This window comes from Nostoc sp. ChiQUE01b (assembly GCF_034531255.1).
Classification (GTDB): Bacteria; Cyanobacteriota; Cyanobacteriia; order Cyanobacteriales; family Nostocaceae; genus Nostoc.
This window is the reverse complement of the sequence record NZ_JAVRBM010000002.1, coordinates 1-21,254: the sequence shown is the minus strand read 5'-3', so window position 1 is coordinate 21,254 and position 21,254 is coordinate 1. Positions and strand designations below refer to the sequence as shown.

Genomic DNA, 21,254 nt, shown 5'->3' with positions numbered 1-21,254 from the left:
AAATACAAATGACTAATGACCAATGACCAATGACAACTCTCACGACTAAATATACAAATTAAATGCGTAACAGCTTAACTAATCTATCACTGCCGCCAAGTTTTCCATTATTACAGCTTCGTTGCGTCCCGTGCATCTCTGCGTTCATTCCATCAAAATCAACCGCAGAGGATCTAAACGCACATACCAAGGAAAAGGTTGATCTTTCATCGTTGCCCATTTTTCTTTAAAGACTTCAGCTTGCAGATGGTAATCTTGAGAGTTCTTGCCAGCCGAATGTAGTTTGAGAAACAATGTCATTCGATGAGGCGTTTCACTTGTTCGGACTACCCAGCAGGGAAAGGTATTTTCCTGTGATAAGTCATTGGTAAAAATGAACTGATGGGCACGAATGCCGATGTGGGATAATTCGCTCTTGACTGGTTCAATTACTTGAAGAGTACAACCCCAATCAATCGCTTCCACCTGTTGCGATGACTGGTGAACAGCACGGGAGAAGTTCTTGCATCCAGTGAGTTGGGCGACACTCACAGTAGCAGGATGCTGGAAAATATCATGTTTGCTGCCATAATGAACGGCTCTACCATGCTCCAATACCAACAGATTCGGGCATATCCGATAAGCTTCTTCCATATTATGGGTGACAAATAAAGTCACACCTTGATAGCCAGCCAGAGTTTCTGTCATTTGCTGCTCTAATTGACTCCGTAGATGGGTATCAAGTGCGGAAAACGGCTCATCTAAAAGCAGCGCTTCCGGTTGACTTGCTAATGCTCTTGCCAAAGCTACCCGTTGTTGTTGGCCCCCTGAGAGTTGGTGCGGATAGCGATCGCCTAATCCCTGCAACTGCATCGCTATTAGTTGCTCCTCCACCTTCACCCGAATACTACCAGCAGAAAGTCCTTTGGGCAAGCCAAAAGCGATATTTTGCGCCACACTGATATGGGGAAACAGGGCGTAATTCTGCACTAAAAAACCGATGCGGCGATCGCGACTGGGTAAATTAATCCCTTGTTCCGAGTCAAACAAAACTCTGCCATTTAAAACTATCCGCCCTCTTGTCGGCGTTTCTATCCCCGCAAGGCAGCGCAAAATCATGCTCTTACCTGCACCAGAACCCCCTAACAACCCCAAGGGTTGCTCATCAGCAGTGAAAGCAACTTTTAAATCAAAGCTAGGAAGGATTTTTTCAAAATTGACTAACAATCCACCAGATTCAAAGCTAGAGTGCGGACTATAAAGAATTTCTCCCCCTGCTTCCCCTGCTTCCCCTGCTCCCCCTGCTCCTCTCTTCCTTTCCCTCAATTCTTGCCAGAAGTTGACTGCAATAATTCCAGATAGAGAAATCACCATAATTGCGATCGCCCAAAACCAAGCCTCGTTCATTGCTCCTGCTTCCACCGCAAAATAAATCGCCATTGGGATTGTCTGCGTTTGTCCAGGAATGTTACCAGCCAACATCAACGTCGCGCCGAATTCTCCCAAAGCACGGGCAAAAGCTAACATTGTGGCAGCGACAATGCCGGGTAGTGCTAGGGGTAAACTGATGCGCCAAAAGATTGTAGTTTCAGTTGCACCAAGGGTTCTAGCTACTCGCAGCAGATTACTATCTATTTGTTCAAAAGCTCCTAGTGCAGTTTTATACATTAAAGGGAAAGAAACTACTGTGGCTGCGATCGCAGCACCATACCAAGTAAAGACGATGCTGAAGTCAAAAGTCTGCATGAATTTTCCTACAGGGCCATTTTTGCCAAAAAATAGTAGCAACAAAAACCCGACAACTGTGGGCGGTAAAATCAGGGGCGCAATAAAGATACCCTCAATCAACGATTTACCTTTGCCACGATATCCCAGCATCCAGTAGGCAGCAGCGATACCCAAAAAGAAGGTGATAAATGTGGCAAGTAATGAAGTTTTGAGTGATATCCAAAGAGGCGATAGATCCAATGGCATAGTTGTCTGGGAAAGAATTAGCTCAACTAATCCCTAATTTACCAACTTTAGTTTATATATATTGGCAAAAGTTGGTAAACTACATCACAATCAATCAAGAAAATCCCAAAAACTAGCCAAACTTTAAACAAAATTTGCGTTCAGTTGGGTATCAAATTATCAAAATTCGATATATAGCTTTTTTTTTGTAAGTGTAAATAATTAGGAAATTGAACAAAGTGGTCTCTTTCGCTACATCATATTCATGTCCGCTTCAATAGTTGTCATTGCGTAGGCGAAGCCTTCTTGTTCGCGCAGCGTCCCGAAGGGAAGGGTACGCAGCGATAGCGGAGTGTTCGCGTTAGCGTACCCCTGCTCTTAAGCAAGCTAGCAAGAGCGTCTCCAAGAGTTGCCTCTTTAAGAGTTGCGTCTCGTTGGCGCAGCCTCTCCAAGAGTTGAGAAGCAATCCCAGACTCAAGCGATTGCTACCCTTCTCCTGACAAAGACGCACTCGCGTTCGGGAACGCCTTGGGCTAAGGTTTCACTCCGTTCCACTCGCAATTACATATCACAGGTATTTTGCCGGACATGATATCACGGGATAACTAAGGCGATCGCATCTGAAAAATGAAATTAGGATAAACTTGAGCATATTCTGTCAATCTGGTCAGGATGAGGACTACAACCACTAACTGCCAAACTCTTTTTTAAGGAATTACTAAGAGAGTTATGTCCCCGTCCGATGCTAGAGTGAAAGGTGACATTTCTTATTCTTATGTCTTCTTTGACCTTAATCTGAAATCTAGCTTCACTCATTAGGCGCAGCATGGTAACAACCGCAGAAAAAACAAACATTGGTTACATTACCCAAATCATTGGCCCAGTTGTAGACGTTAAATTTCCCGGCGGGAAATTGCCACAAATCTTCAACGCTTTGAAAATTATTGGCACCAACGAAGCTGGACAGGAAATCAACCTCACCGTTGAAGTACAGCAACTGCTAGGCGACAATCAGGTGCGGACTGTTGCGATGAGTTCCACTGAAGGCTTAGTGCGCGGTTTGGAAGTCACCGATACAGGCGCTCCCATTAGCGTACCAGTTGGTAAAGCCACCTTGGGTCGAATTTTCAACGTCCTTGGCGAACCTGTGGACAACAGGGGCCCAGTAAATGCTGAAGCAACTTTACCTATCCACCGCTCTGCTCCCAAATTCACCGACCTGGAAACCAAACCTTCCGTGTTTGAGACTGGGATTAAAGTTGTTGACCTGATGACTCCCTATCGACGCGGCGGTAAGATTGGTCTGTTCGGCGGTGCTGGTGTTGGTAAGACCGTGATCATGATGGAGTTGATCAACAACATTGCTACCCAGCACGGTGGAGTATCCGTATTTGCTGGCGTGGGTGAGCGCACCCGTGAAGGCAATGACCTCTACAACGAAATGATTGAGTCTGGGGTGATCAACAAAGACAACCTCAACGAATCAAAAATTGCTTTAGTTTACGGTCAAATGAACGAGCCACCCGGAGCGAGAATGCGGGTTGGTCTTTCGGGGTTGACAGTAGCAGAGTACTTCCGGGATGTGAACAAGCAGGATGTGCTGCTGTTTATTGACAACATCTTCCGGTTTATCCAAGCAGGTTCGGAAGTATCCGCGCTCCTGGGTCGGATGCCTTCAGCAGTAGGATATCAGCCTACCTTGGGAACCGACGTAGGTGAACTGCAAGAGCGGATTACCTCAACTACAGAGGGTTCCATTACATCCATTCAGGCAGTTTACGTACCTGCGGATGACTTCACCGACCCCGCACCTGCTACCACCTTTGCCCACTTGGACGGTACAACATTGCTGTCTCGTGGTTTGGCAGCTAAGGGAATTTATCCCGCAGTTGACCCCCTTGGTTCAACTTCCACCATGCTCCAGCCCAGCATTGTCGGTGACGAACACTACAATACTGCCCGGGCGGTGCAATCAACTCTGCAACGTTATAAAGAACTCCAAGACATTATCGCCATTCTCGGTTTGGATGAATTGTCTGAAGAAGACCGTCTAATCGTAGCGCGGGCGCGGAAGGTTGAGCGCTTCTTGTCACAACCGTTCTTTGTCGCAGAAGTATTTACCGGTTCTCCTGGTAAGTATGTGAAGTTGGAAGATACCATTAAAGGCTTCCAAAAGATTCTGTCTGGTGAGTTGGATGCTCTACCAGAACAGGCTTTCTATTTGGTTGGCGACATTAACGAAGCGATCGCCAAAGCTGAAAAAATCAAAGGTTAGTCATTAGTCATTGGTCACTGGTCATTGGTCACTGGTCATTAGTCATTAGTCATTAGTCATTAGTTCAAGGCTAATGACTAATGGCAATTACAAATGACAAAGGACAAAGGACAAAAGACAAAAGACAAAGGACAAAGGACAAAGGACAAAGGACAAATGACATTAACCGTTCGTGTAATTTCCCCAGACAAAACAGTCTGGGATGCTCCAGCTGAAGAAGTCGTTTTGCCCAGTACTACTGGTCAACTAGGTATCCTAACTGGACACGCACCACTTTTAACCGCCCTGGATACTGGTGTCATGCGAGTCCGTGGTGCAAAAAATCAGAATTGGGAAGCGATCGCTCTTTTGGGTGGCTTTGCCGAAGTCGAAGAAAATGAAGTGACAATTCTGGTTAACGGCGCTGAACGTGGTGACAAAATTAACCTTGATGAAGCTCGTACTGCTTACAACCAAGCAGAAGCGGGTTTGAATCAAGTTTCCGCAGACGATCGCCAAGCCCAAATCAAGGCGAACCAAGCCTTCAAACGGGCCCGCGCTCGGTTTCAAGCTGCTGGCGGTTCGGTCTAATTTAACTTTCTATTTCCACTTTGTAGGTTGGGCAATATCCAACCTACAAAATATTTATTAATTTTAGGACTTACGCAAAACATAACGAAAGTAGCGGTAATTCATGAATTACCGCTACGGAATAATCAGGTTTTCAGGCACATCTTGCGTAAGTCCTGAATTTTTTTAAAAAATTACGCCAAGTTTAAGAAATCAAGGCTTGCCTTGGTGGAGTGTTAACTTAACTAATTAGTTGTCCAAATGGGCACAAATTATGAAAAGTTTTCAATCTTGCCTTGGTACACGTAAACAAAATAAGGTAGCTCATTTTGCAGCATCAGCCATAGCAACGTTGGCGCTTGCTGGTAGTATTCATTCTGCCAATGCTACTACCGTAAAAATAACTACTGCAAAAGAAATCACTTCGCCATCAGTCCAGCTGAGTCAAACTAAAGTAAATATTGCCCAGTTACAAACTAGCAAGACTCAATATCAAGCTGCTGGGATTGATCCTTTTGTACTAATCCCCATCGTCCTTGTCGGTGGTTTCGTCATATTCGTCCCCCTATTCTTTGGCGGACTTGTAGTCATTGGCGAACGTGAAGTCGGCATTATCGTCCGAAAATTTACCCTTTCCGGGCGCGGAATTCCAGCCGGAGGGCTGATTGCCCTTAACGGAGAAGCCGGTTTACAGGCAGATACTCTGGCTCCTGGATGGCACTGGGGTTATTGGCCTTGGCAGTACTCGGTTCGTAAAGAGTCGGTAGTTGTTGTCCCCCAAGGTGAAATCGCCTTGATTGTGGCAGCTGACGGCGCATCCAATCCACCAGAGCGCATCCTGGGTAAAATCGTCGATTGTGACAATTTCCAAGATGCTCGGAAATTCCTCACCCAAGGCGGGGAAAAAGGGCGGCAAATGGGTTTTCTGACAGCTGGTACGTACCGCATCAACACTGCCCTGTTTAAAGTCATCTTGGGATCAAACGCCAGCGCTCATGGCATGACTCCAGAACAGTTACGAGTGTACAGTCTACCATCTGACAAAGTTGGTATTATTACAACCTTGGATGGTATGCCAATTCCTGGTGGTGAAATTGCTGGCCCCATAATTGGCGGACACAACAACTTCCAGAATGGTCAAAAATTCATCGAGGGCGGTGGGCGACGTGGCTTACAAGAGCAGATTCTGCTTTCTGGTTCTTGGAATCTAAATCCTTGGTTTGTCAGCATTGAGCCAGTACCGATGACCGAAATTCCGATTGGGTACGTAGGCGTGGTTATTTCCTTTGTGGGTAAAGCCCATGAAGATGTTAGCGGCGCAGCTTTCACCCACGGGAACTTAGTTAATTCTGGACATAAAGGCGTGTGGGTTGAACCCCTATATCCTGGTAAGCACCCGTTGAACACACGCGTCATGAAAATAGAGCTAGTACCAACCATTAACATAGTTCTGAACTGGGCTGATTGGACTGAGCGACATAAATATGATGCCGAGTTAGAAGCATTGACTGTACGTTCTAAAGATGGGTTTGCTTTTAATTTGGAAGTATCACAAATTATTCATGTTGGGGCTTTGGATGCTCCGAAGGTAATTTCTCGTGTTGGCTCGATGCAAAATTTGGTTGATAATGTTCTAGAGCCAAGCATCGGTAATTATTTCCGCAACTCAGCCCAAAACTGTACTGTCCTAGACTTTTTGAACGCTCGGAGTGAGCGTCAAACAGAAGCATCTGAGTATATTAGAACGGCGCTACGGGCTTATGACGTGCAAGCAATTGATACCCTCATTGGCAATATTCAGCCACCGGCGTCGTTGATGCAGACACAGACAGACCGGAAAATTGCCGAAGAAGAACGCAAGACTTATGAAGTCCAGCAGATGGCACAAACCCAACGGCAGCAGCTTGTCCGGGAAACGGCACTGGCTGATATTCAGCAAGAAATGGTGAAATCGGAGCAGAGTGTACATATTGCTGACCTGAAAGCCCAAGCCCAAATTAAGCAGGCCACTGGTGAAGCTGAGGGAACAAAACTCCGGTCAATTGCTGAGGCTGAAGGTATTCGGGCCACAGGTAACGCCAAAGCTGAAACCTACCGCGCTGGTGTAGAAGCTTTGGGGCCACAAGGTTATACAGCAATGCAACTAATGCAGATTATCGGCGATCGCAATGTCCGTTTGATTCCAGATGTCTTAGTTGGCAGTAACGGCAGTAATAACGGCTTAGTAGATGGGCTACTATCGATGATTTTATGGAATCAAACTGGTAAGGGTGAATTGAAACCAACACCTTTACATCCACAACCGGTAGTTACCCAAACACAATCTCCCGCAGAAAACGGTCTTCCACCTATAATTGTGAATTTTCCGGCGGATAAGTAACATTAGCAATATCCAGTATGGTAGCACAGCTGTGCTACCCTACCCATAACATCTGTCCCATTTTTATTTCAAATTGGTTAGAACTTACGCACAAGCGTGGGTCATATCATGTCCGCTTAATTAGTTATTAAGGAGATTTGATAGAAAAAGACCAGCTATAATGTTTCGTTGTGCCGTCTGTAGTCTGAAACCGAATTTCAGCACAATGAATGCCTAGCTGAAAAGAATTCGGACTGATCATGGAGCAACCCCGATGGTACAAATTAAACATAGATTTCAAAGCTTTGAAGAATACCTATCTTATGATGATGGCTCAGATAAACTTCATGAGTTGTTTAATGGAGAGTTAATCGAGATGCCTCCAGAATCAGGAACTAATGTTCAGATTGCAAATCGTCTTTTCCTGATTTTTGCGATGATTGTAGGGATTGATCGAGTTCGAGGACATGGTTTAGAACTGGAAGTCAGAGGAGAACCCAGAAATCGTTATCCTGACTTGACAATTATTCGCCAAGAGCATATTCAGCAGTTAGCAAAACGTAATACTATTCGCTTAGAGATGCTACCTCCTCTACTGGTGATTGAAGTGGTGAGTCAGTGCGTTGCGCGGGTTCCCCGCGTTGAAGCAACTGACGAACCCGTAAGGGTTAGTCCAGGAGAATTGCAACGAAATAGAGATTTTATCGCCAAGCGATCGCAGTATCAAGATTGTGGTATTCCTGAATATTGGATTATCGACCCCGAAACTAAAACTATATTAATCTTAGAACTTACTGACAAAACTTACACTGAGACAGGTAACTTTGCTGGTAGTAATTTAGTTATATCTCCACAATTGGGTCAACTCAATTTCAAAGTATCACAAATATTTGATGCAGAAAATCAAGCTTAATAGATAATCAGTCTACATTGCAATTATTTTATAAACGGTCTCTAACTGATAACTGTCAAAGCGATCGCCAGTACGAGAATTCAAAGGCTCAATTACAATAGCTGAGTGTGTTTGTCACCCACCATAAACAGTTGATAACTTTGGCAGGAAAATTTTGCTGTTACAAGAACGTTATCGTTTACTCAAACAGATTGGTAAAGGGGGATTCTGCAAAACCTTCCTCGCTGTAGATGAAGGTCAGTTTCCGCCAGTTCCTTGCGTCGTTCAAGAATTATCGCAAGAAGACAAAACATTTAAAAATTTTCAACAGAAGGGGCAACAGCTAGAAGAATTAGGAAAGCACCCGCAAATTCCCACCTTATTAAATTATTTTCAGCATAACAGGCATTTTTATTTAGTGCAGGAGTTTATTGCAGGCACTAATTTAGCTCAAGTGGTTGAAGAAGAAGGCGCTTTTAATGAAACTCAGATTTGGCAACTTTTAGAAGATGTGTTGCCAGTTTTTCAGTTGATTAGCGATCGCCACATCATTCACCGCGATATTAAACCCCAAAATATCATCCGTAGATCCCCAATAACCAAGAAGGGGGATTTCGTCATAGTCGATTTTTCCACTGCGAAAATCTTCACAGAAATTGATCGGCTAACATCACAAACCAGTATCGGCAGTCCAGAATACGCTGCACCAGAACAAACCAGAGGAAAAGCGGTTTTTTCTAGTGATTTATATAGCTTGGGTGTAACTTGTATTTACTTACTTACCCAGATTTCTCCCTTTGATTTATTTGATATTGCAAATGATTGCTGGGTTTGGCAACAATATCTTACTACTAAGGTAAGCGATGTTTGGCGACAAGACTCAAAGAGTCTACGCTTGGCGCAAATCCTCAATAAGCTGTTACAAAATGCTGTTAACCAACGCTTTCAATCGGCTGATGAAGTTATGCAAGCAATGGGTATGGAATGTAAAACTCAAAATTTTAAATTACCACCTCCTGCTTGGCGATGTTTGCATACCCTGAGTGGACATTCTGGTGTGTTGAGTAGTGTGAATACCATTGCCATTAGTCCTGACGGTTACACTTTAGCCAGTGGTAGTGATGATAAAAACATCAAGTTGTGGGATTTAAATAACAAAAAAGTTCTAGCTAGCTTATCAGGACATTCCCAAGCTGTAAAATCAGTTACCTTCAGTCCTGATGGTCAAATTCTGGCAACTGCTAGCGATGATAAAACTATTAAATTGTGGGAGATTGAGACATTAAAGGAAATCTGCACCCTCTTGGGACACTCACACGCTGTCAAATCAGTTGCTTTTAGTCCAGATGGGCAGATTCTCGCTAGTGGTAGCTGGGATAAGACAGTCAAACTTTGGGATGTAAATACTGGCACAGAAATTTGCACCATAACTGGACACCAATTACAAGTAAATTCAGTAGCATTTAGTCCCCAAGGACAGCTTTTAGCTAGCGCTAGTTATGACAGAACAATTCGCCTGTGGCAGATACCTACATTAGCAAGAGGCAGGGGAGCTCTTAGCTGGGAGCAGGGGGATATAAATAGTGCTGAGTTAAAAGACCACTCACAAGGGGCAAAGGACATTCCCCCTGCCCCCTTGCCTCTTGTTCAAAACCGCCCATGCTATAGCTTGTTAAGCACCCTTTCAGGTCATGCATGGGCGGTTTTGACAGTCGCTTTTAGTCCCGATGGTCAAATTTTGGCGACGGGTAGTGATGATAACACTATTAAATTGTGGGAGGTAAACACTGGTCAGCTAATTTGCACACTTGTAGGCCATTCTTGGTCTGTGGTGGCTGTGGCTTTTAGTGCCGATGGTGAAACGCTCCTAAGTGCAAGTTGCGACAAAACAGTTAAACTTTGGAAGGTAAGCACAGCAGAAGAGATTGTTACTCTCTCTGGGCACGTAGACTCAGTATCTGCTGTTGCTGTGAGCAAAGTTACACAATTAATTGCAAGCGGCAGCCGGGACAAGACTATCAAACTGTGGCAGCTTGTAGAACAGCACAACAGCTAATTTTGTAATATCAGGCGCTACCTGTGAAGGCAACTTCTGGAAATTTCAACTGAGCTTCTGCCATTGGACGGTTTCTGCCTTCCTCTTGCCAGTAGTTAATCACTTCTGTCGCTTTGTTAAGCAACTCAACACGATCCACGTCAGTAATCCAATGTTTGGACTCTAATTCCTTTTTTAACTCTTCCCAGGCATCATTTCTGGGCCAAAAAAAGTACTTAGTCAAAGGACTGGTGCCTTTGCCTACAACTTGGTCTACTGCTAGAGCAACGTTTTCGTCTAACCAGAGAATTTTTAAAATAAACTTGGTCAATCACACCTCCGGGAATTTCCGGGCATTACTTAACTAGGATAGCGATCGCTTATTTTAACGCAATACCCTATCAAATGACCAAACATTCAGGAGTGCTGAAGTCAGCATCTCACGCTCTTGCTGGGATGAATAATCAGATCGAGCAAGCCATCGATAAAGCGATCGCACTCTATTGGCATAATATCTCCACCATGCAGCAGATTTCGCCTAGTCACAATATAGCAGTTCTCGGTTGAGTGGGGTTCTTCCTGCCTCCTGCCTCCTTCAAGAAACAAATCCATAAGTACTTATCCCAATTCTCTTGATGGAGAGACGGTTTCGTTAGTTTGAGAAGATGGTTTATTGAAGAAGAAACTCCAGATTCTTTGAATAGCTATTATTAGAAAACCAATCACCATCGTTCCTGCTACCACTGGTAAAGCTAGCGCCAGCACAGACAGTCCGATTGCGATGACCAATTCAATGGTTGACACAACAGGATTGGTTAATCCACCTGAAACGCCAGTAGAACTTATCCGCAATAAATTTGTTAATCCCTGAGTTAATCCTGCGGTTCCACCACCTGCAACTAAAGCTAACGTCCATTGCACCAGTGGATTCATCTCTGGAGCAACAGATGCTGTTACAATTGTACCAGCGATAAATGCCGCAGGAGTGGCAACAATATCCAGCAGATGATCTAACCAAGGAATGTAATAACCGATAATTTCTAGCAAACAAGCGACTGCAAATACAATTACAGCTTGAGGTGTTTCCAGCCAATCAAAGTCAGTCGGCAAATCTAAATGTCCAAAAACTGAAGCCACACTCAATGCTAGCAGGGGTACAAATACTCGAAAGCCAGCCGCCGCGCTCAAACTAATCCCCAGTAATAATTCAATAAATGTATTTAGATTAAACAAAGAATTTAAATCCATAGTAGGACTCAAGTTATACTCCTGGTGTTTTTTCCATCTTTGAGCTGAACAAAGTAACAACTCTAAGCTGTGATCCCAAGATAAGAAACTTGGCGAAAACATTTCATCTGACTATGTGTAGAATCAGTGAAACCTTACCTCTGTCAATGGGCAATGCCATACCTCTACGAGAAATCTATAATATTGCCCACCTGATAATAGCGATGTCTACGACGGGCGTAGCTGCGGCACCACCAACGTTAAAGGCGATCGAGCGTTTCTTGTGAAATGAGATTACTAAACACTCTTCCCTAAGTATCGATAAAATTTTAGTTTACTACTCTAAATGCTTAACAGGCATTGATACTAAGTTTCCCAAGCAATCAGCCACTTCTTTCCGATGACAGCGATTCGGGTTCATTTCAGCACACAAGAGTAAAACATTACCCGTTTGAGCAACTTGTGCAATTTCATGTAGAGCTTTATCTGCTTCTTCTTGATTTACTGGAATCCAATTTTCTTTACCAGATGTGTTACCTAAAGCAGTTTTAGAAATATACTCAATATTATTTAATTCACAGAATATTTTAATTTTGTCGCCGTACCATTTCCGGCTCCAAGCACGAGGAACCATCCTCACATCAACAACATATCCCACATCAAACTTTTGCAGATATTCCAAGAAGGCATCGTAGTCTTTGCGATTGCCATATCCGAAGGTAAGTATGCATCTTGTTTTGGCAATATCTTTAATCTTCATTTTTCATTCCTGGAACAATAAAGTTTAAATATTATATTTTTATTATTGGTGGGTAAAATATCCCAATAATCATAAAGCTATTTTTGTGGTTTTTTAGGTTTCCCATAATAAAGTATAAATCTTTTTTGCTTAAAAATTCGTCTTCTAGTTTTTGGCGTACTTTTTCTAAAGCCTCCTTTTCTTTATTGTCCATACTTATCTCATTTGATCTATCTCTACAATTTCTATAAAGTTGTTGAATTTCCCAATCATTTATTGTACAACGATGCTTATCTCCATCTGGAGAAATAAATTCGTAACCAAACTTGTAAGGAATTTTATCTAATTGTACTGAAGGCTCAAACAAGTCCATTTGAGCTAATATTGCTTGCTGTTTTGGTTTCCACTCCCGTTCTATTTCCTTCTTACAGAAGTATTTTTTTATAATTTGTGGTTTAATAATACCGAGAGACTTACCTTGCTCTTTAATCTCCCGAATAGATTTGAATTCTAGTGGCAGAACCAAGGCTTTTCGCTCTTCCCAATTCTTGCGGGTATCAATTTTTCGTATTACTTCTATCGAAGAATCATCTATACGAAAACTTTCTTCTCTATAATCTTTGTCATTTCTTTCTATTTTAGCACTTATAATTGACCATCTTGGATAACGCTGATCAAAATCTAATTGACGAAAACGAATCGGATAAATGCGAATCCACTGAACTGGTTTCTCCTCATCATCTAATAAAACTCGTGCTGTACAGACTGTTTCTTGATATTTGGTGCTAATTGAAGGGTATGTTTTAGTTGCAATCAAAATTTTCCTTTTTTCCATAGAAGAACCTCTATATGAACTAGCTCACTATCCAGTGATATTATAGACACATAAGTAATTCCAGTATTTAATCAAAAAATTTTGATTAAATACTGCCGAAACTCCCAAAATTTTGGAAAATAATTAAAGTAAGTAGAGTATCACAAGACTCACTTGATTTGCTCATTTCTTCTAGGAAAATATGACTCATCCTTTCCTTGAACGCCTGCGTAGTCCAAATAGCCCAGTCCTCGTCTTCGACGGGGCGATGGGAACCAACTTACAAACCCAAAACCTGACTGCTGAAGACTTCGGCGGCCCACAGTATGAAGGTTGTAACGAATACTTAGTCCACACGAACCCCGAAGCTGTCGCTAAGGTTCACCGCGACTTTCTCGCTGCTGGTGCTGATGTCATTGAAACTGATACCTTTGGCAGTACGTCCCTGGTGCTGGCAGAATATGACTTGGCAGACCAAGCCTATTACCTCAGCAAGACAGCCGCAGAATTGGCGAAGCGTGTCGCTGCGGAATTTTCCACGCCAGAAAAACCCCGGTTTGTGGCAGGTTCCATCGGCCCGACAACGAAACTCCCTACCTTGGGACATATTGACTTTGACACCATGAAAGCTACTTTTGCTGAACAAGCAGAGGCGCTGTGGGATGGTGGTGTTGATTTATTTTTGGTGGAAACTTGCCAAGATGTGCTGCAAATTAAGGCGGCGCTGAATGCCATTGAAGAAGTGTTTGCCAAAAAAGGCGATCGCCGGCCGTTAATGGTGTCTGTGACAATGGAAAGCATGGGCACAATGTTGGTTGGTTCCGAAATCAGTGCTGTGCTGACAATTCTGGAACATTACCCAATAGATATTCTCGGTCTAAACTGTGCCACAGGCCCAGACTTGATGAAACCACATATCAAGTATCTGGCAGAACATTCACCTTTCATCGTTTCCTGTATACCCAACGCGGGTTTACCTGAGAACGTCGGCGGTCAAGCGCACTACCGCCTGACACCGTTAGAATTACGGATGTCACTAATGCATTTTGTTGAAGATTTGGGTGTCCAAGTGATCGGGGGTTGCTGTGGGACACGTCCAGAACACATTCAACAATTGGCAGAACTTGCTAAAGGTCTGAAGCCAAAAGTTAGACAACCTAGTTTAGAACCAGCAGCAGCATCAATTTACACCACTCAGCCTTACGACCAAGATAATTCTTTCTTGATTGTTGGCGAACGTCTTAACGCCAGTGGTTCCAAAAAGTGCCGCGATTTACTAAATGCTGAAGATTGGGATGGACTCGTTTCAATGGCGAGGGCGCAAGTCAAAGAAGGCGCACACATCCTCGATGTCAATGTCGATTATGTGGGACGTGACGGCGTGCGAGATATGCACGAACTAGTTTCGCGCATTGTTAATAATGTGACATTACCTTTAATGCTTGACTCCACCGAATGGGAAAAGATGGAGGCGGGTTTAAAGGTTGCTGGTGGTAAGTGTTTGCTGAACTCCACCAACTACGAAGATGGGGAACCGCGCTTTTTGAAAGTGCTGGAGTTGGCGAAAAAGTACGGTGCTGGTGTAGTCATTGGTACTATTGATGAAGATGGGATGGCGCGGACAGCAGACAAAAAGTTTGCGATCGCAGAGCGTGCATACCGTCAAGCTGTAGAATACGGCATACCACCCACAGAAATATTCTTTGATACCCTAGCGTTACCCATTTCCACCGGGATTGAAGAAGACCGAGAAAACGGTAAAGCCACAATTGAATCCATCCGCCGCATTCGTCAAGAATTGCCTGGATGTCATGTAATTTTGGGTGTTTCCAATATTTCCTTTGGTTTGAGTCCAGCCTCGCGGATGGTGTTGAACTCAGTGTTTTTGCACGAAGCGACGACGGCGGGAATGGATGCAGCCATTGTCAGCGCTAACAAGATTTTACCGCTCTCGAAGATTGAGTCACGCCATCAAGAAATTTGTCGGCAGTTGATTTATGACGAACGGAAGTTTGAGGGTAATGCTTGCGTTTACGATCCCTTGGGAGAGCTTACCACAGTGTTTGCCGGGGTGACAACAAAACGCGATCGCTCCTTAGATGAAAGTCTCCCTATCCCAGAACGTCTCAAACGCCATATCATCGACGGCGAACGCATAGGCTTAGAAGAACATCTCAAAAAAGCCTTAGAAGAATATCCCCCCTTGGAAATTATCAACACCTTTCTGCTAGATGGCATGAAAGTTGTCGGGGAATTATTCGGTTCTGGACAAATGCAGCTACCTTTTGTCTTGCAATCTGCGGAAACCATGAAAGCGGCGGTGGCGTTTTTAGAACCGTTCATGGAAAAATCAGAATCAGGTAATAATGCCAAGGGAACCTTTATCATTGCCACAGTCAAAGGCGATGTCCACGACATTGGTAAAAACTTGGTGGATATCATCTTGTCCAACAACGGCTATAAGGTGATTAACCTGGGAATTAAACAGCCGGTAGAAAACATCATCAACGCTTACGAACAGCACAAAGCTGATTGTATTGCCATGAGTGGTTTGCTGGTAAAATCCACTGCCTTCATGAAAGAGAACTTGGAGGTATTCAACGAAAAGGGAATTAGTGTCCCTGTGATTTTAGGTGGTGCGGCGCTAACTCCCAAATTTGTGCATGATGATTGCCAAAACACCTACAAAGGCAAAGTAGTTTATGGCAAAGATGCCTTTTCTGACTTGCACTTCATGGATAAGTTAATGCCAGCAAAAGCCGCTGGTAACTGGCAAGATTTGCAGGGATTTTTGAATGAAATAGAAACGACTGAAGTTTCGACTAATGGTCACAAAGAATCAGTAACTACAGCTGCTAAAGAAACAGTATCTACTGAACCAAAACAAGTAGATACGCGACGTTCTGATGCTGTAGCGATAGATATTGAACGTCCCACACCACCTTTCTGGGGAACGAAGTTGTTGCAGCCTAGTGATATTCCCATCCAGGAAATATTCTGGCACTTGGATTTACAAGCTTTGATTGCTGGACAGTGGCAATTCCGCAAACCAAAGGAACAATCTAAAGAAGAATATCAGGCTTTCTTAGCTGAGAAAGTTTACCCAGTTTTAGAAACTTGGAAACAGCGAATTATTGAAGAGAATCTGTTGCATCCCCAGGTGATTTATGGGTATTTCCCTTGTCAAGCCGAGGGGAATTCTCTACATATATATAACTCAGAGAATCAATCACAACAGGTTGCAACTTTCGAGTTTCCCAGACAGAAATCTTTAAGACGGCTGTGCATAGCAGATTTCTTTGCACCAAAGGAGTCGGGAATTATTGATGTCTTCCCGATGCAGGCGGTGACTGTAGGGGAAATTGCCACAGAGTTCGCCCAAAAGCTGTTTGCTGATAACCAATACACTGATTACCTATATTTCCACGGTATGGCGGTGCAGGTTGCAGAAGCTATAGCTGAATGGACACACACCAGAATTCGCCGAGAGTTAGGTTTTGCTGCTGAGGAACCCGATAATATTCGGGATATATTAGCACAACGCTATCGTGGCTCACGGTATAGTTTTGGGTATCCAGCTTGTCCAAATATTCAGGATCAGTACAAACAACTGGAGTTATTGCAGACTGACAGAATTAACTTGTATATGGATGAAAGCGAACAACTTTATCCAGAACAGTCTACTACTGCGATTATTACCTATCACCCGGTAGCAAAATACTTTAGCGCGTAGAATCCTACGTCTTACACCTATTTTCAGGTAAATAGACCACGCGGTAGGGGCGCAAGCCCTTGCGCCCCTACAACAAATGTGGTTCAAATACATGAAAACTGCTGTAACCCAATACGCTTGGTGTTAGTGTAGGTTGGGGAGCCACTGCGTTGGACGGGTTCCCCGGCTTGTTCGCGCAGCGTCTCCCCTTGGGAGAAGCAAGTGGTGTTTGAGGAACGAAACCCAACAAAGCAATTTTTCACAAACCCAAGCGTATTGCCTTCTAGGAGATGTATTATATACAAACGAAACAAGGTACTGTTACTTTCATGATTTTTCCGGGAATCCTGTAGTTGTATACCCACCAAATTTGTTAATCTCTCAGCTTAGGTAGGCTTATTTATGCAACTCATCACCTCGTTAGATATTAGAAATTCAGAATATTTATCCAAAAATCGCCTCATCAGTTACCATCATCAGTTGCGTCTAATTTTTTCGCTGGGTAATCAGGTAAAAAACGTTCTGGAAATTGGGATTTTTAATTCTCTGTTAACAGACATTCTGAAGAATAATGGATACAACGTCTCTACTGCTGATGTTGACCCTAGCCTCAAACCAGAAATAATTTTGGATTTGACTACAGATTTTTCATTACCAAAAGATAAATTTGATGCGATTGTTCTGTTTCAAGTGCTGGAACATTTCCCCTATGAACAGTCAGAAAAAGCATTGAGAAAACTTGCCGAAGCAACTAAGAAATTTTTGGTGATTTCAATTCCTTATTGCACTCAATACCTCTCGTTTCAGGTGAAAACTTCTTTCTCAGGTAGACCAAGGTATTTACTATTCAATGTCCCAAAATTCTGGAGTACAACGCCCGTCTGTGACGAACACTACTGGGAAATGGGTTTGAAAGGTTATCCCAAAAAGCGGATTTTAAACTCTGTTGCCAAAGCTGGATTAACTGTTAAGCAAGAATTTATCGATCCTAGTTATCCATACCACTATTTTTTGGTGTTGGAGAAGAATTTTAGTAATACTTAAACAGCAATCTGTGGGGAGTGGGGAGTTGGAAGTAGGGGAATCCGAATCAGAAAATGGCGGCAAACAATGCTCAAAAAAGGTGCGATTGCCTAAGTTATGCTTTTAAAATCCTAATTGGTATCATACCCTTCTATCTTCTCCGGGTTTATCCTGGAAAACAGAGGGATAGGCTATATTAGCCCCTATCATCATTTCAGATACTAACATCGAAAATTACCAATTATGCTAGAACAAGGCACTATCAGTATTCATACTGAGAATATTTTCCCGATCATCAAGAAGTCGCTTTACTCAGATCACCAAATCTTCTTGCGGGAACTGGTATCCAACGCTGTAGACGCCATCCAAAAGCTGAAAATGGTATCCCGCGCTGGAGATTATGCTGGAGACATCGGCGAACCAGAAATTGAACTTGCCATTGACAAAGATAAGAAAACTCTATCCATCTCCGATAACGGTATCGGAATGACCGCAGATGAAGTTAAGAAATATATCAATCAGGTTGCCTTCTCTAGTGCTGAAGAATTTATTCATAAGTATGAAGGCAAATCAGATCAACCGATCATCGGTCACTTTGGTCTTGGTTTCTACTCCTCCTTTATGGTGGCGCAAAAGGTAGAAATTGATACCCTATCTTATCAAGAAGGGGCACAGGCGGTTCACTGGTCTTGCGATGGTTCCCCAGCATTCACCATAGAAGACTCGCTGCGAACAACTCGCGGTACTACTATTACTCTCAGCCTGCAAGGAGAAGAAGAGGAATTTCTCGAATCAGCACGGATTAAAAATCTTGTCAAGACCTATTGCGACTTTTTGCCAGTCCCAATTAAACTGGACGGTGAAGTAGTAAATAAGCAAAAAGCACCGTGGCGAGAATCTCCGAGTAATCTGACTAAAGAAGATTATTTAGAGTTTTACCGCTACCTGTATCCTTTTCAAGAAGAACCACTATTGTGGGTACATCTAAATACCGACTATCCCTTTATCATCAATGGGATTTTATATTTCCCGAAAATGAGACCGGATGTAGATGTTACCAAAGGGCAGATCAAGCTATTTTGTAATCAAGTTTTTGTCAGCGACAACTGCGAAGAAATTATCCCGCAATTTCTGATGCCGATGCGGGGTGTGATTGATAGTACCGATATTCCCCTAAACGTTTCGCGTAGTGCCTTGCAAGGCGATCGCACCGTGCGGCGAATTGGTGACTACATCGCCAAAAAAGTAGGCGATCGCCTCAAAGAACTTTTCCGCGATAATCGTGAACAATACATTAGCGCCTGGAAAGACCTCGGTACTTTTGTAAAATTTGGCGCTCTCAACGATGAGAAATTCAAAAAACAAATCGAAGATATCATCGTCTTCCGCACCACCGCCAAGCTGACAGAAAAAGTTGCGGCTGAAACGCCAGTGGTTGAAGTTCAGTCTTCAGAGGGGGATGCTTGGCAAGATATCACTCCTTCACCCAGTTCTGAGAATTCAGCACCCGGCGCTCCCTATACCACGCTCAAAGAGTATTTAGAACGCAACAAAGAACGCCACGAAAACCGGGTTTTCTACAGTACCGATGAAGCAACTCAATCTACATACATAGAATTGCACAAAAATCAAGGCTTGGAAGTCCTGTTTATGGACTCCTTCATCGACACCCACTTTATCAACTTCCTAGAGCGGGAATATCAGGATGTCAAGTTTACGCGGGTAGACTCAGATTTAGATAATACCCTGCTAGAACAAGACAAAGCTACGGAAATTGTCGATCCGAAGACGAACAAAACTCGCAGTGAGACGATCAAAGAGTTATTTGAGAAATCCCTCAACAAACCCAAACTCAACATCCGTACCGAAGCTTTAAAATCAGACGATCCTCAAGGTACACCGCCTGCGATCGTGCTTTTACCAGAAATTCTCCGCCGCCTGCGGGAAATGAACGCCATGATGCAGCAGCAGTCAGCAGAGTTTCCTGAAGATCACATTTTGCTGGTGAATACTGCTCATCCGTTGATTCAAAATCTGTCAAATCTGAACCAAGGTAGTATCATTCAAGGTGACGGTGAATCGCCTACAGCTCAGTTAGTCAACTTGATTTGCCAACACGTCTACGATTTGGCCCTGATGTCTCAGAAAGGATTTGACGCTGAGGGAATGAAATCCTTCGTCGAGCGTTCAAATGAGGTACTCACCAAGCTGACGGAACAAGCAAGTAAGTAGTGCTGAGTGCTGAGTGGGAAGTTAGGAATTAGGAGTTAGGAGTTTTTTCTCCCCTGCTTCCCCTGCTTCCCCTGCTCCCCCTGCTCCCCCTGCTCCCCCTGCTCCCCCTGCTCCCCTATCTCCCTCATCTCCCCACTTCTGCTGCCTTAGACCTAAAATGGAAAGGTTGTATTAAAATAACAATCTGGAGATAGTAGCTATGTCCCGTCGCTGTGAACTAACTGGTAAGAAGGCAAACAACGCTTTTTCTGTTTCCCACTCCCACCGCCGTACTAAACGCCTTCAGCACGCTAATCTTCAAGACAAGCGGGTTTGGTGGGAAGGTGGAAATCGCTGGGTAAGATTAAAGCTGTCTACCAAAGCAATTAAAACCCTACAAATTAATGGGTTAGAAGCAATGGCAAAAAAAGCTGGCATTAACCTGAATCATTACTAAGCAATGTGGATTTCGGAACCCAAAACTTTCGCAAGGTGAAATATTAGGTGATTCATAGGGGTGCATAGCTAGCTGTGCGCCCCTAATGTTTATTACATCTTCAGTAGCAAGTAAGTTTTTTCACTTCGTCCTTGCAGGTCAGCTACCTTTATCCCGCGTTCCTTCGGTATGTAGACTGGTCGTCGTTCAATATTAACAGGTAAACCCTGCAAAGCTTTTTCGGCAAGAGCAATACCAATATATGAATTTGACGAGTGGTATATCGAGTAGGAGTACACTTTGATTCGCTGCGACATCTTGGCTACCGTAGCTAGCTAACTAGATAATATTACGAATAGCGATCGCAGCAGTAGCCAATATTCAATCATCAGAGTTCCCAATCCTCAAGTTTCATCCCAAATGAAAGAAAAACTTTACCAGTTAACCTAATTTGGAGGATGAAGCGGGGTTGAATTTATCAATCGCTGCGCGGGTTGTTTGCCAGAGCCTTTGATGGCGAAAGAGCAGTTGATAGTATCCCTGGACACAAGGGAGGAAACGTTTCTTTGGTTGGTGCTTTGAACCTTGATGGACTGATTGCAGCAATGACTGTGCCAGGAAGTATAAATACTGAAGCTTTTCTCACTTATGTGACTCAAGTCTTAGCACCTCAGTTGTGGAAAGGGGCTATCGTGGTCATGGATAATCTGAAAATTCATCACCCCGAACGAGTAAAAGTTGCAATTGAGTCCGTCGGTGCAAAAGTCAAGTTTTTGCCCCCCTACTCTCCAGATTTATCTCCTATAGAACTGTGTTGGTCTAAACTGAAGCAATTTCTCCGTTCCTGTGAGGCACGCACCACCGAATCACTCAACCAAGCAATGGCTTTTGCTGTCAATTACATTACTGAAGATGATGCCTTCGCTTGGTTCAATCACTGTGGTCTATTTACCTGAAAATTGCTGTAAATTGCCTTTTCTTATTTCTAATTAATGATATAGCAACGGACAAGGCGATTAGGACGCTGTGCGAAGCACATCTTCCATAGCA

At 43.5% G+C, this 21,254-nt stretch carries 18 protein-coding genes; 12 read left to right on the top strand and 6 right to left on the bottom strand.

All coding sequences use genetic code 11. From position 1 onward, the window contains the following. Positions 1-144: 144 nt before the first annotated feature. Positions 145-1,953, bottom strand: a complete 1,809-nt coding sequence (gene modB / locus RMY63_RS01890; RefSeq protein ID WP_322727067.1) for a molybdate ABC transporter permease subunit — start codon at positions 1,951-1,953, stop codon at positions 145-147. A gap of 805 nt (positions 1,954-2,758) precedes the next feature. Here modB and atpD point away from each other — a divergent pair. The 5 genes from atpD (at position 2,759) to RMY63_RS01865 (ending at position 10,063) form a co-directional block, all read left to right on the top strand. Further along, on the top strand, positions 2,759-4,207 hold the full coding sequence (atpD, locus tag RMY63_RS01885; protein ID WP_322727066.1) for a F0F1 ATP synthase subunit beta: 1,449 nt from the start codon (positions 2,759-2,761) through the stop codon (positions 4,205-4,207). A gap of 156 nt (positions 4,208-4,363) precedes the next feature. Then, positions 4,364-4,777, top strand: a complete 414-nt coding sequence (gene atpC, locus RMY63_RS01880; RefSeq protein WP_322727065.1) for an ATP synthase F1 subunit epsilon — start codon at positions 4,364-4,366, stop codon at positions 4,775-4,777. 253 nt (positions 4,778-5,030) lie between these two features. Continuing rightward, positions 5,031-7,136 (top strand): flotillin family protein, encoded by a 2,106-nt coding sequence (locus RMY63_RS01875; RefSeq protein ID WP_322727064.1) that lies wholly within the window; start codon positions 5,031-5,033, stop codon positions 7,134-7,136. 253 nt (positions 7,137-7,389) lie between these two features. Beyond that, positions 7,390-8,028: a Uma2 family endonuclease gene (locus RMY63_RS01870; protein WP_322727063.1), complete on the top strand. Its 639-nt coding sequence runs from the start codon at positions 7,390-7,392 to the stop codon at positions 8,026-8,028. A 154-nt stretch (positions 8,029-8,182) separates the two neighbouring features. Next, on the top strand, positions 8,183-10,063 hold the full coding sequence (locus RMY63_RS01865; RefSeq protein ID WP_322727062.1) for a serine/threonine-protein kinase: 1,881 nt from the start codon (positions 8,183-8,185) through the stop codon (positions 10,061-10,063). A gap of 10 nt (positions 10,064-10,073) precedes the next feature. Here the strand turns inward: RMY63_RS01865 and RMY63_RS01860 are convergent, their stop codons facing one another. Further along, on the bottom strand, positions 10,074-10,373 hold the full coding sequence (locus tag RMY63_RS01860) for a 30S ribosomal protein PSRP-3 (RefSeq protein ID WP_013190996.1): 300 nt from the start codon (positions 10,371-10,373) through the stop codon (positions 10,074-10,076). A gap of 74 nt (positions 10,374-10,447) precedes the next feature. On the opposite strand from RMY63_RS01860, the gene RMY63_RS01855 reads away from it, so the two are divergent. Next, a complete protein-coding gene (locus tag RMY63_RS01855; protein ID WP_322727061.1) occupies positions 10,448-10,609 on the top strand; it encodes a hypothetical protein in 162 nt (53 codons plus the stop codon). A gap of 51 nt (positions 10,610-10,660) precedes the next feature. On the opposite strand, the gene RMY63_RS01850 is transcribed toward RMY63_RS01855, so the two are convergent. Then, positions 10,661-11,290 (bottom strand): DUF4126 domain-containing protein, encoded by a 630-nt coding sequence (locus RMY63_RS01850; RefSeq protein WP_322727060.1) that lies wholly within the window; start codon positions 11,288-11,290, stop codon positions 10,661-10,663. 113 nt (positions 11,291-11,403) lie between these two features. Between RMY63_RS01850 and RMY63_RS01845 the strand changes: the two genes are divergently transcribed. Next, positions 11,404-11,556, top strand: a complete 153-nt coding sequence (locus RMY63_RS01845) for a hypothetical protein (RefSeq protein WP_322727059.1) — start codon at positions 11,404-11,406, stop codon at positions 11,554-11,556. A 50-nt stretch (positions 11,557-11,606) separates the two neighbouring features. Here RMY63_RS01845 and RMY63_RS01840 read toward each other — a convergent pair whose 3' ends face one another. Together RMY63_RS01840 and RMY63_RS01835 are read right to left on the bottom strand one after the other, a co-directional pair. After that, positions 11,607-12,029: a DUF488 domain-containing protein gene (locus RMY63_RS01840; protein WP_322727058.1), complete on the bottom strand. Its 423-nt coding sequence runs from the start codon at positions 12,027-12,029 to the stop codon at positions 11,607-11,609. Between the two features lie 31 nt (positions 12,030-12,060). After that, positions 12,061-12,843: a hypothetical protein gene (locus tag RMY63_RS01835; protein WP_322727057.1), complete on the bottom strand. Its 783-nt coding sequence runs from the start codon at positions 12,841-12,843 to the stop codon at positions 12,061-12,063. 181 nt (positions 12,844-13,024) lie between these two features. Between RMY63_RS01835 and metH the strand changes: the two genes are divergently transcribed. The 4 genes from metH to rpmB all read left to right on the top strand — a co-directional run bounded on the left by metH (position 13,025) and on the right by rpmB (position 20,225). Then, positions 13,025-16,555, top strand: coding sequence for a methionine synthase (gene metH / locus RMY63_RS01830; RefSeq protein ID WP_322727056.1), 3,531 nt, complete (start codon positions 13,025-13,027; stop codon positions 16,553-16,555). 381 nt (positions 16,556-16,936) lie between these two features. Further along, positions 16,937-17,578: a class I SAM-dependent methyltransferase gene (locus tag RMY63_RS01825; protein ID WP_322727055.1), complete on the top strand. Its 642-nt coding sequence runs from the start codon at positions 16,937-16,939 to the stop codon at positions 17,576-17,578. Positions 17,579-17,800: 222 nt separating this feature from the next. Beyond that, positions 17,801-19,789: a molecular chaperone HtpG gene (htpG, locus tag RMY63_RS01820; protein WP_322727054.1), complete on the top strand. Its 1,989-nt coding sequence runs from the start codon at positions 17,801-17,803 to the stop codon at positions 19,787-19,789. A gap of 199 nt (positions 19,790-19,988) precedes the next feature. Further along, positions 19,989-20,225: a 50S ribosomal protein L28 gene (gene rpmB, locus RMY63_RS01815; protein ID WP_322727053.1), complete on the top strand. Its 237-nt coding sequence runs from the start codon at positions 19,989-19,991 to the stop codon at positions 20,223-20,225. A 92-nt stretch (positions 20,226-20,317) separates the two neighbouring features. On the opposite strand, the gene RMY63_RS01810 is transcribed toward rpmB, so the two are convergent. Then, complete coding sequence (locus RMY63_RS01810) at positions 20,318-20,521, bottom strand: hypothetical protein (protein ID WP_322727052.1); 204 nt, start codon at positions 20,519-20,521, stop codon at positions 20,318-20,320. 177 nt (positions 20,522-20,698) lie between these two features. On the opposite strand from RMY63_RS01810, the gene RMY63_RS01805 reads away from it, so the two are divergent. Next, positions 20,699-21,160 carry a transposase gene (locus tag RMY63_RS01805; protein WP_322727051.1) on the top strand — a complete coding sequence of 154 codons (462 nt, stop codon included), beginning with the start codon at positions 20,699-20,701 and terminating at the stop codon, positions 21,158-21,160. Positions 21,161-21,254 lie beyond the last annotated feature (94 nt).

What these genes read in the sequence shown, in the direction of transcription:
- modB (WP_322727067.1), bottom strand. Translation starts at nt 1,953, where the DNA reads ATGCCATTGGATCTATCGCCTCTTTGGATATCACTCAAAACTTCATTA.
- atpD (WP_322727066.1), top strand. Translation starts at nt 2,759, where the DNA reads ATGGTAACAACCGCAGAAAAAACAAACATTGGTTACATTACCCAAATC.
- atpC (WP_322727065.1), top strand. Translation starts at nt 4,364, where the DNA reads ATGACATTAACCGTTCGTGTAATTTCCCCAGACAAAACAGTCTGGGAT.
- RMY63_RS01875 (WP_322727064.1), top strand. Translation starts at nt 5,031, where the DNA reads ATGAAAAGTTTTCAATCTTGCCTTGGTACACGTAAACAAAATAAGGTA.
- RMY63_RS01870 (WP_322727063.1), top strand. Translation starts at nt 7,390, where the DNA reads ATGGTACAAATTAAACATAGATTTCAAAGCTTTGAAGAATACCTATCT.
- RMY63_RS01855 (WP_322727061.1), top strand. Translation starts at nt 10,448, where the DNA reads ATGACCAAACATTCAGGAGTGCTGAAGTCAGCATCTCACGCTCTTGCT.
- RMY63_RS01850 (WP_322727060.1), bottom strand. Translation starts at nt 11,290, where the DNA reads ATGGATTTAAATTCTTTGTTTAATCTAAATACATTTATTGAATTATTA.
- RMY63_RS01845 (WP_322727059.1), top strand. Translation starts at nt 11,404, where the DNA reads ATGTGTAGAATCAGTGAAACCTTACCTCTGTCAATGGGCAATGCCATA.
- RMY63_RS01840 (WP_322727058.1), bottom strand. Translation starts at nt 12,029, where the DNA reads ATGAAGATTAAAGATATTGCCAAAACAAGATGCATACTTACCTTCGGA.
- RMY63_RS01835 (WP_322727057.1), bottom strand. Translation starts at nt 12,843, where the DNA reads ATGGAAAAAAGGAAAATTTTGATTGCAACTAAAACATACCCTTCAATT.
- metH (WP_322727056.1), top strand. Translation starts at nt 13,025, where the DNA reads ATGACTCATCCTTTCCTTGAACGCCTGCGTAGTCCAAATAGCCCAGTC.
- RMY63_RS01825 (WP_322727055.1), top strand. Translation starts at nt 16,937, where the DNA reads ATGCAACTCATCACCTCGTTAGATATTAGAAATTCAGAATATTTATCC.
- htpG (WP_322727054.1), top strand. Translation starts at nt 17,801, where the DNA reads ATGCTAGAACAAGGCACTATCAGTATTCATACTGAGAATATTTTCCCG.
- rpmB (WP_322727053.1), top strand. Translation starts at nt 19,989, where the DNA reads ATGTCCCGTCGCTGTGAACTAACTGGTAAGAAGGCAAACAACGCTTTT.
- RMY63_RS01810 (WP_322727052.1), bottom strand. Translation starts at nt 20,521, where the DNA reads ATGTCGCAGCGAATCAAAGTGTACTCCTACTCGATATACCACTCGTCA.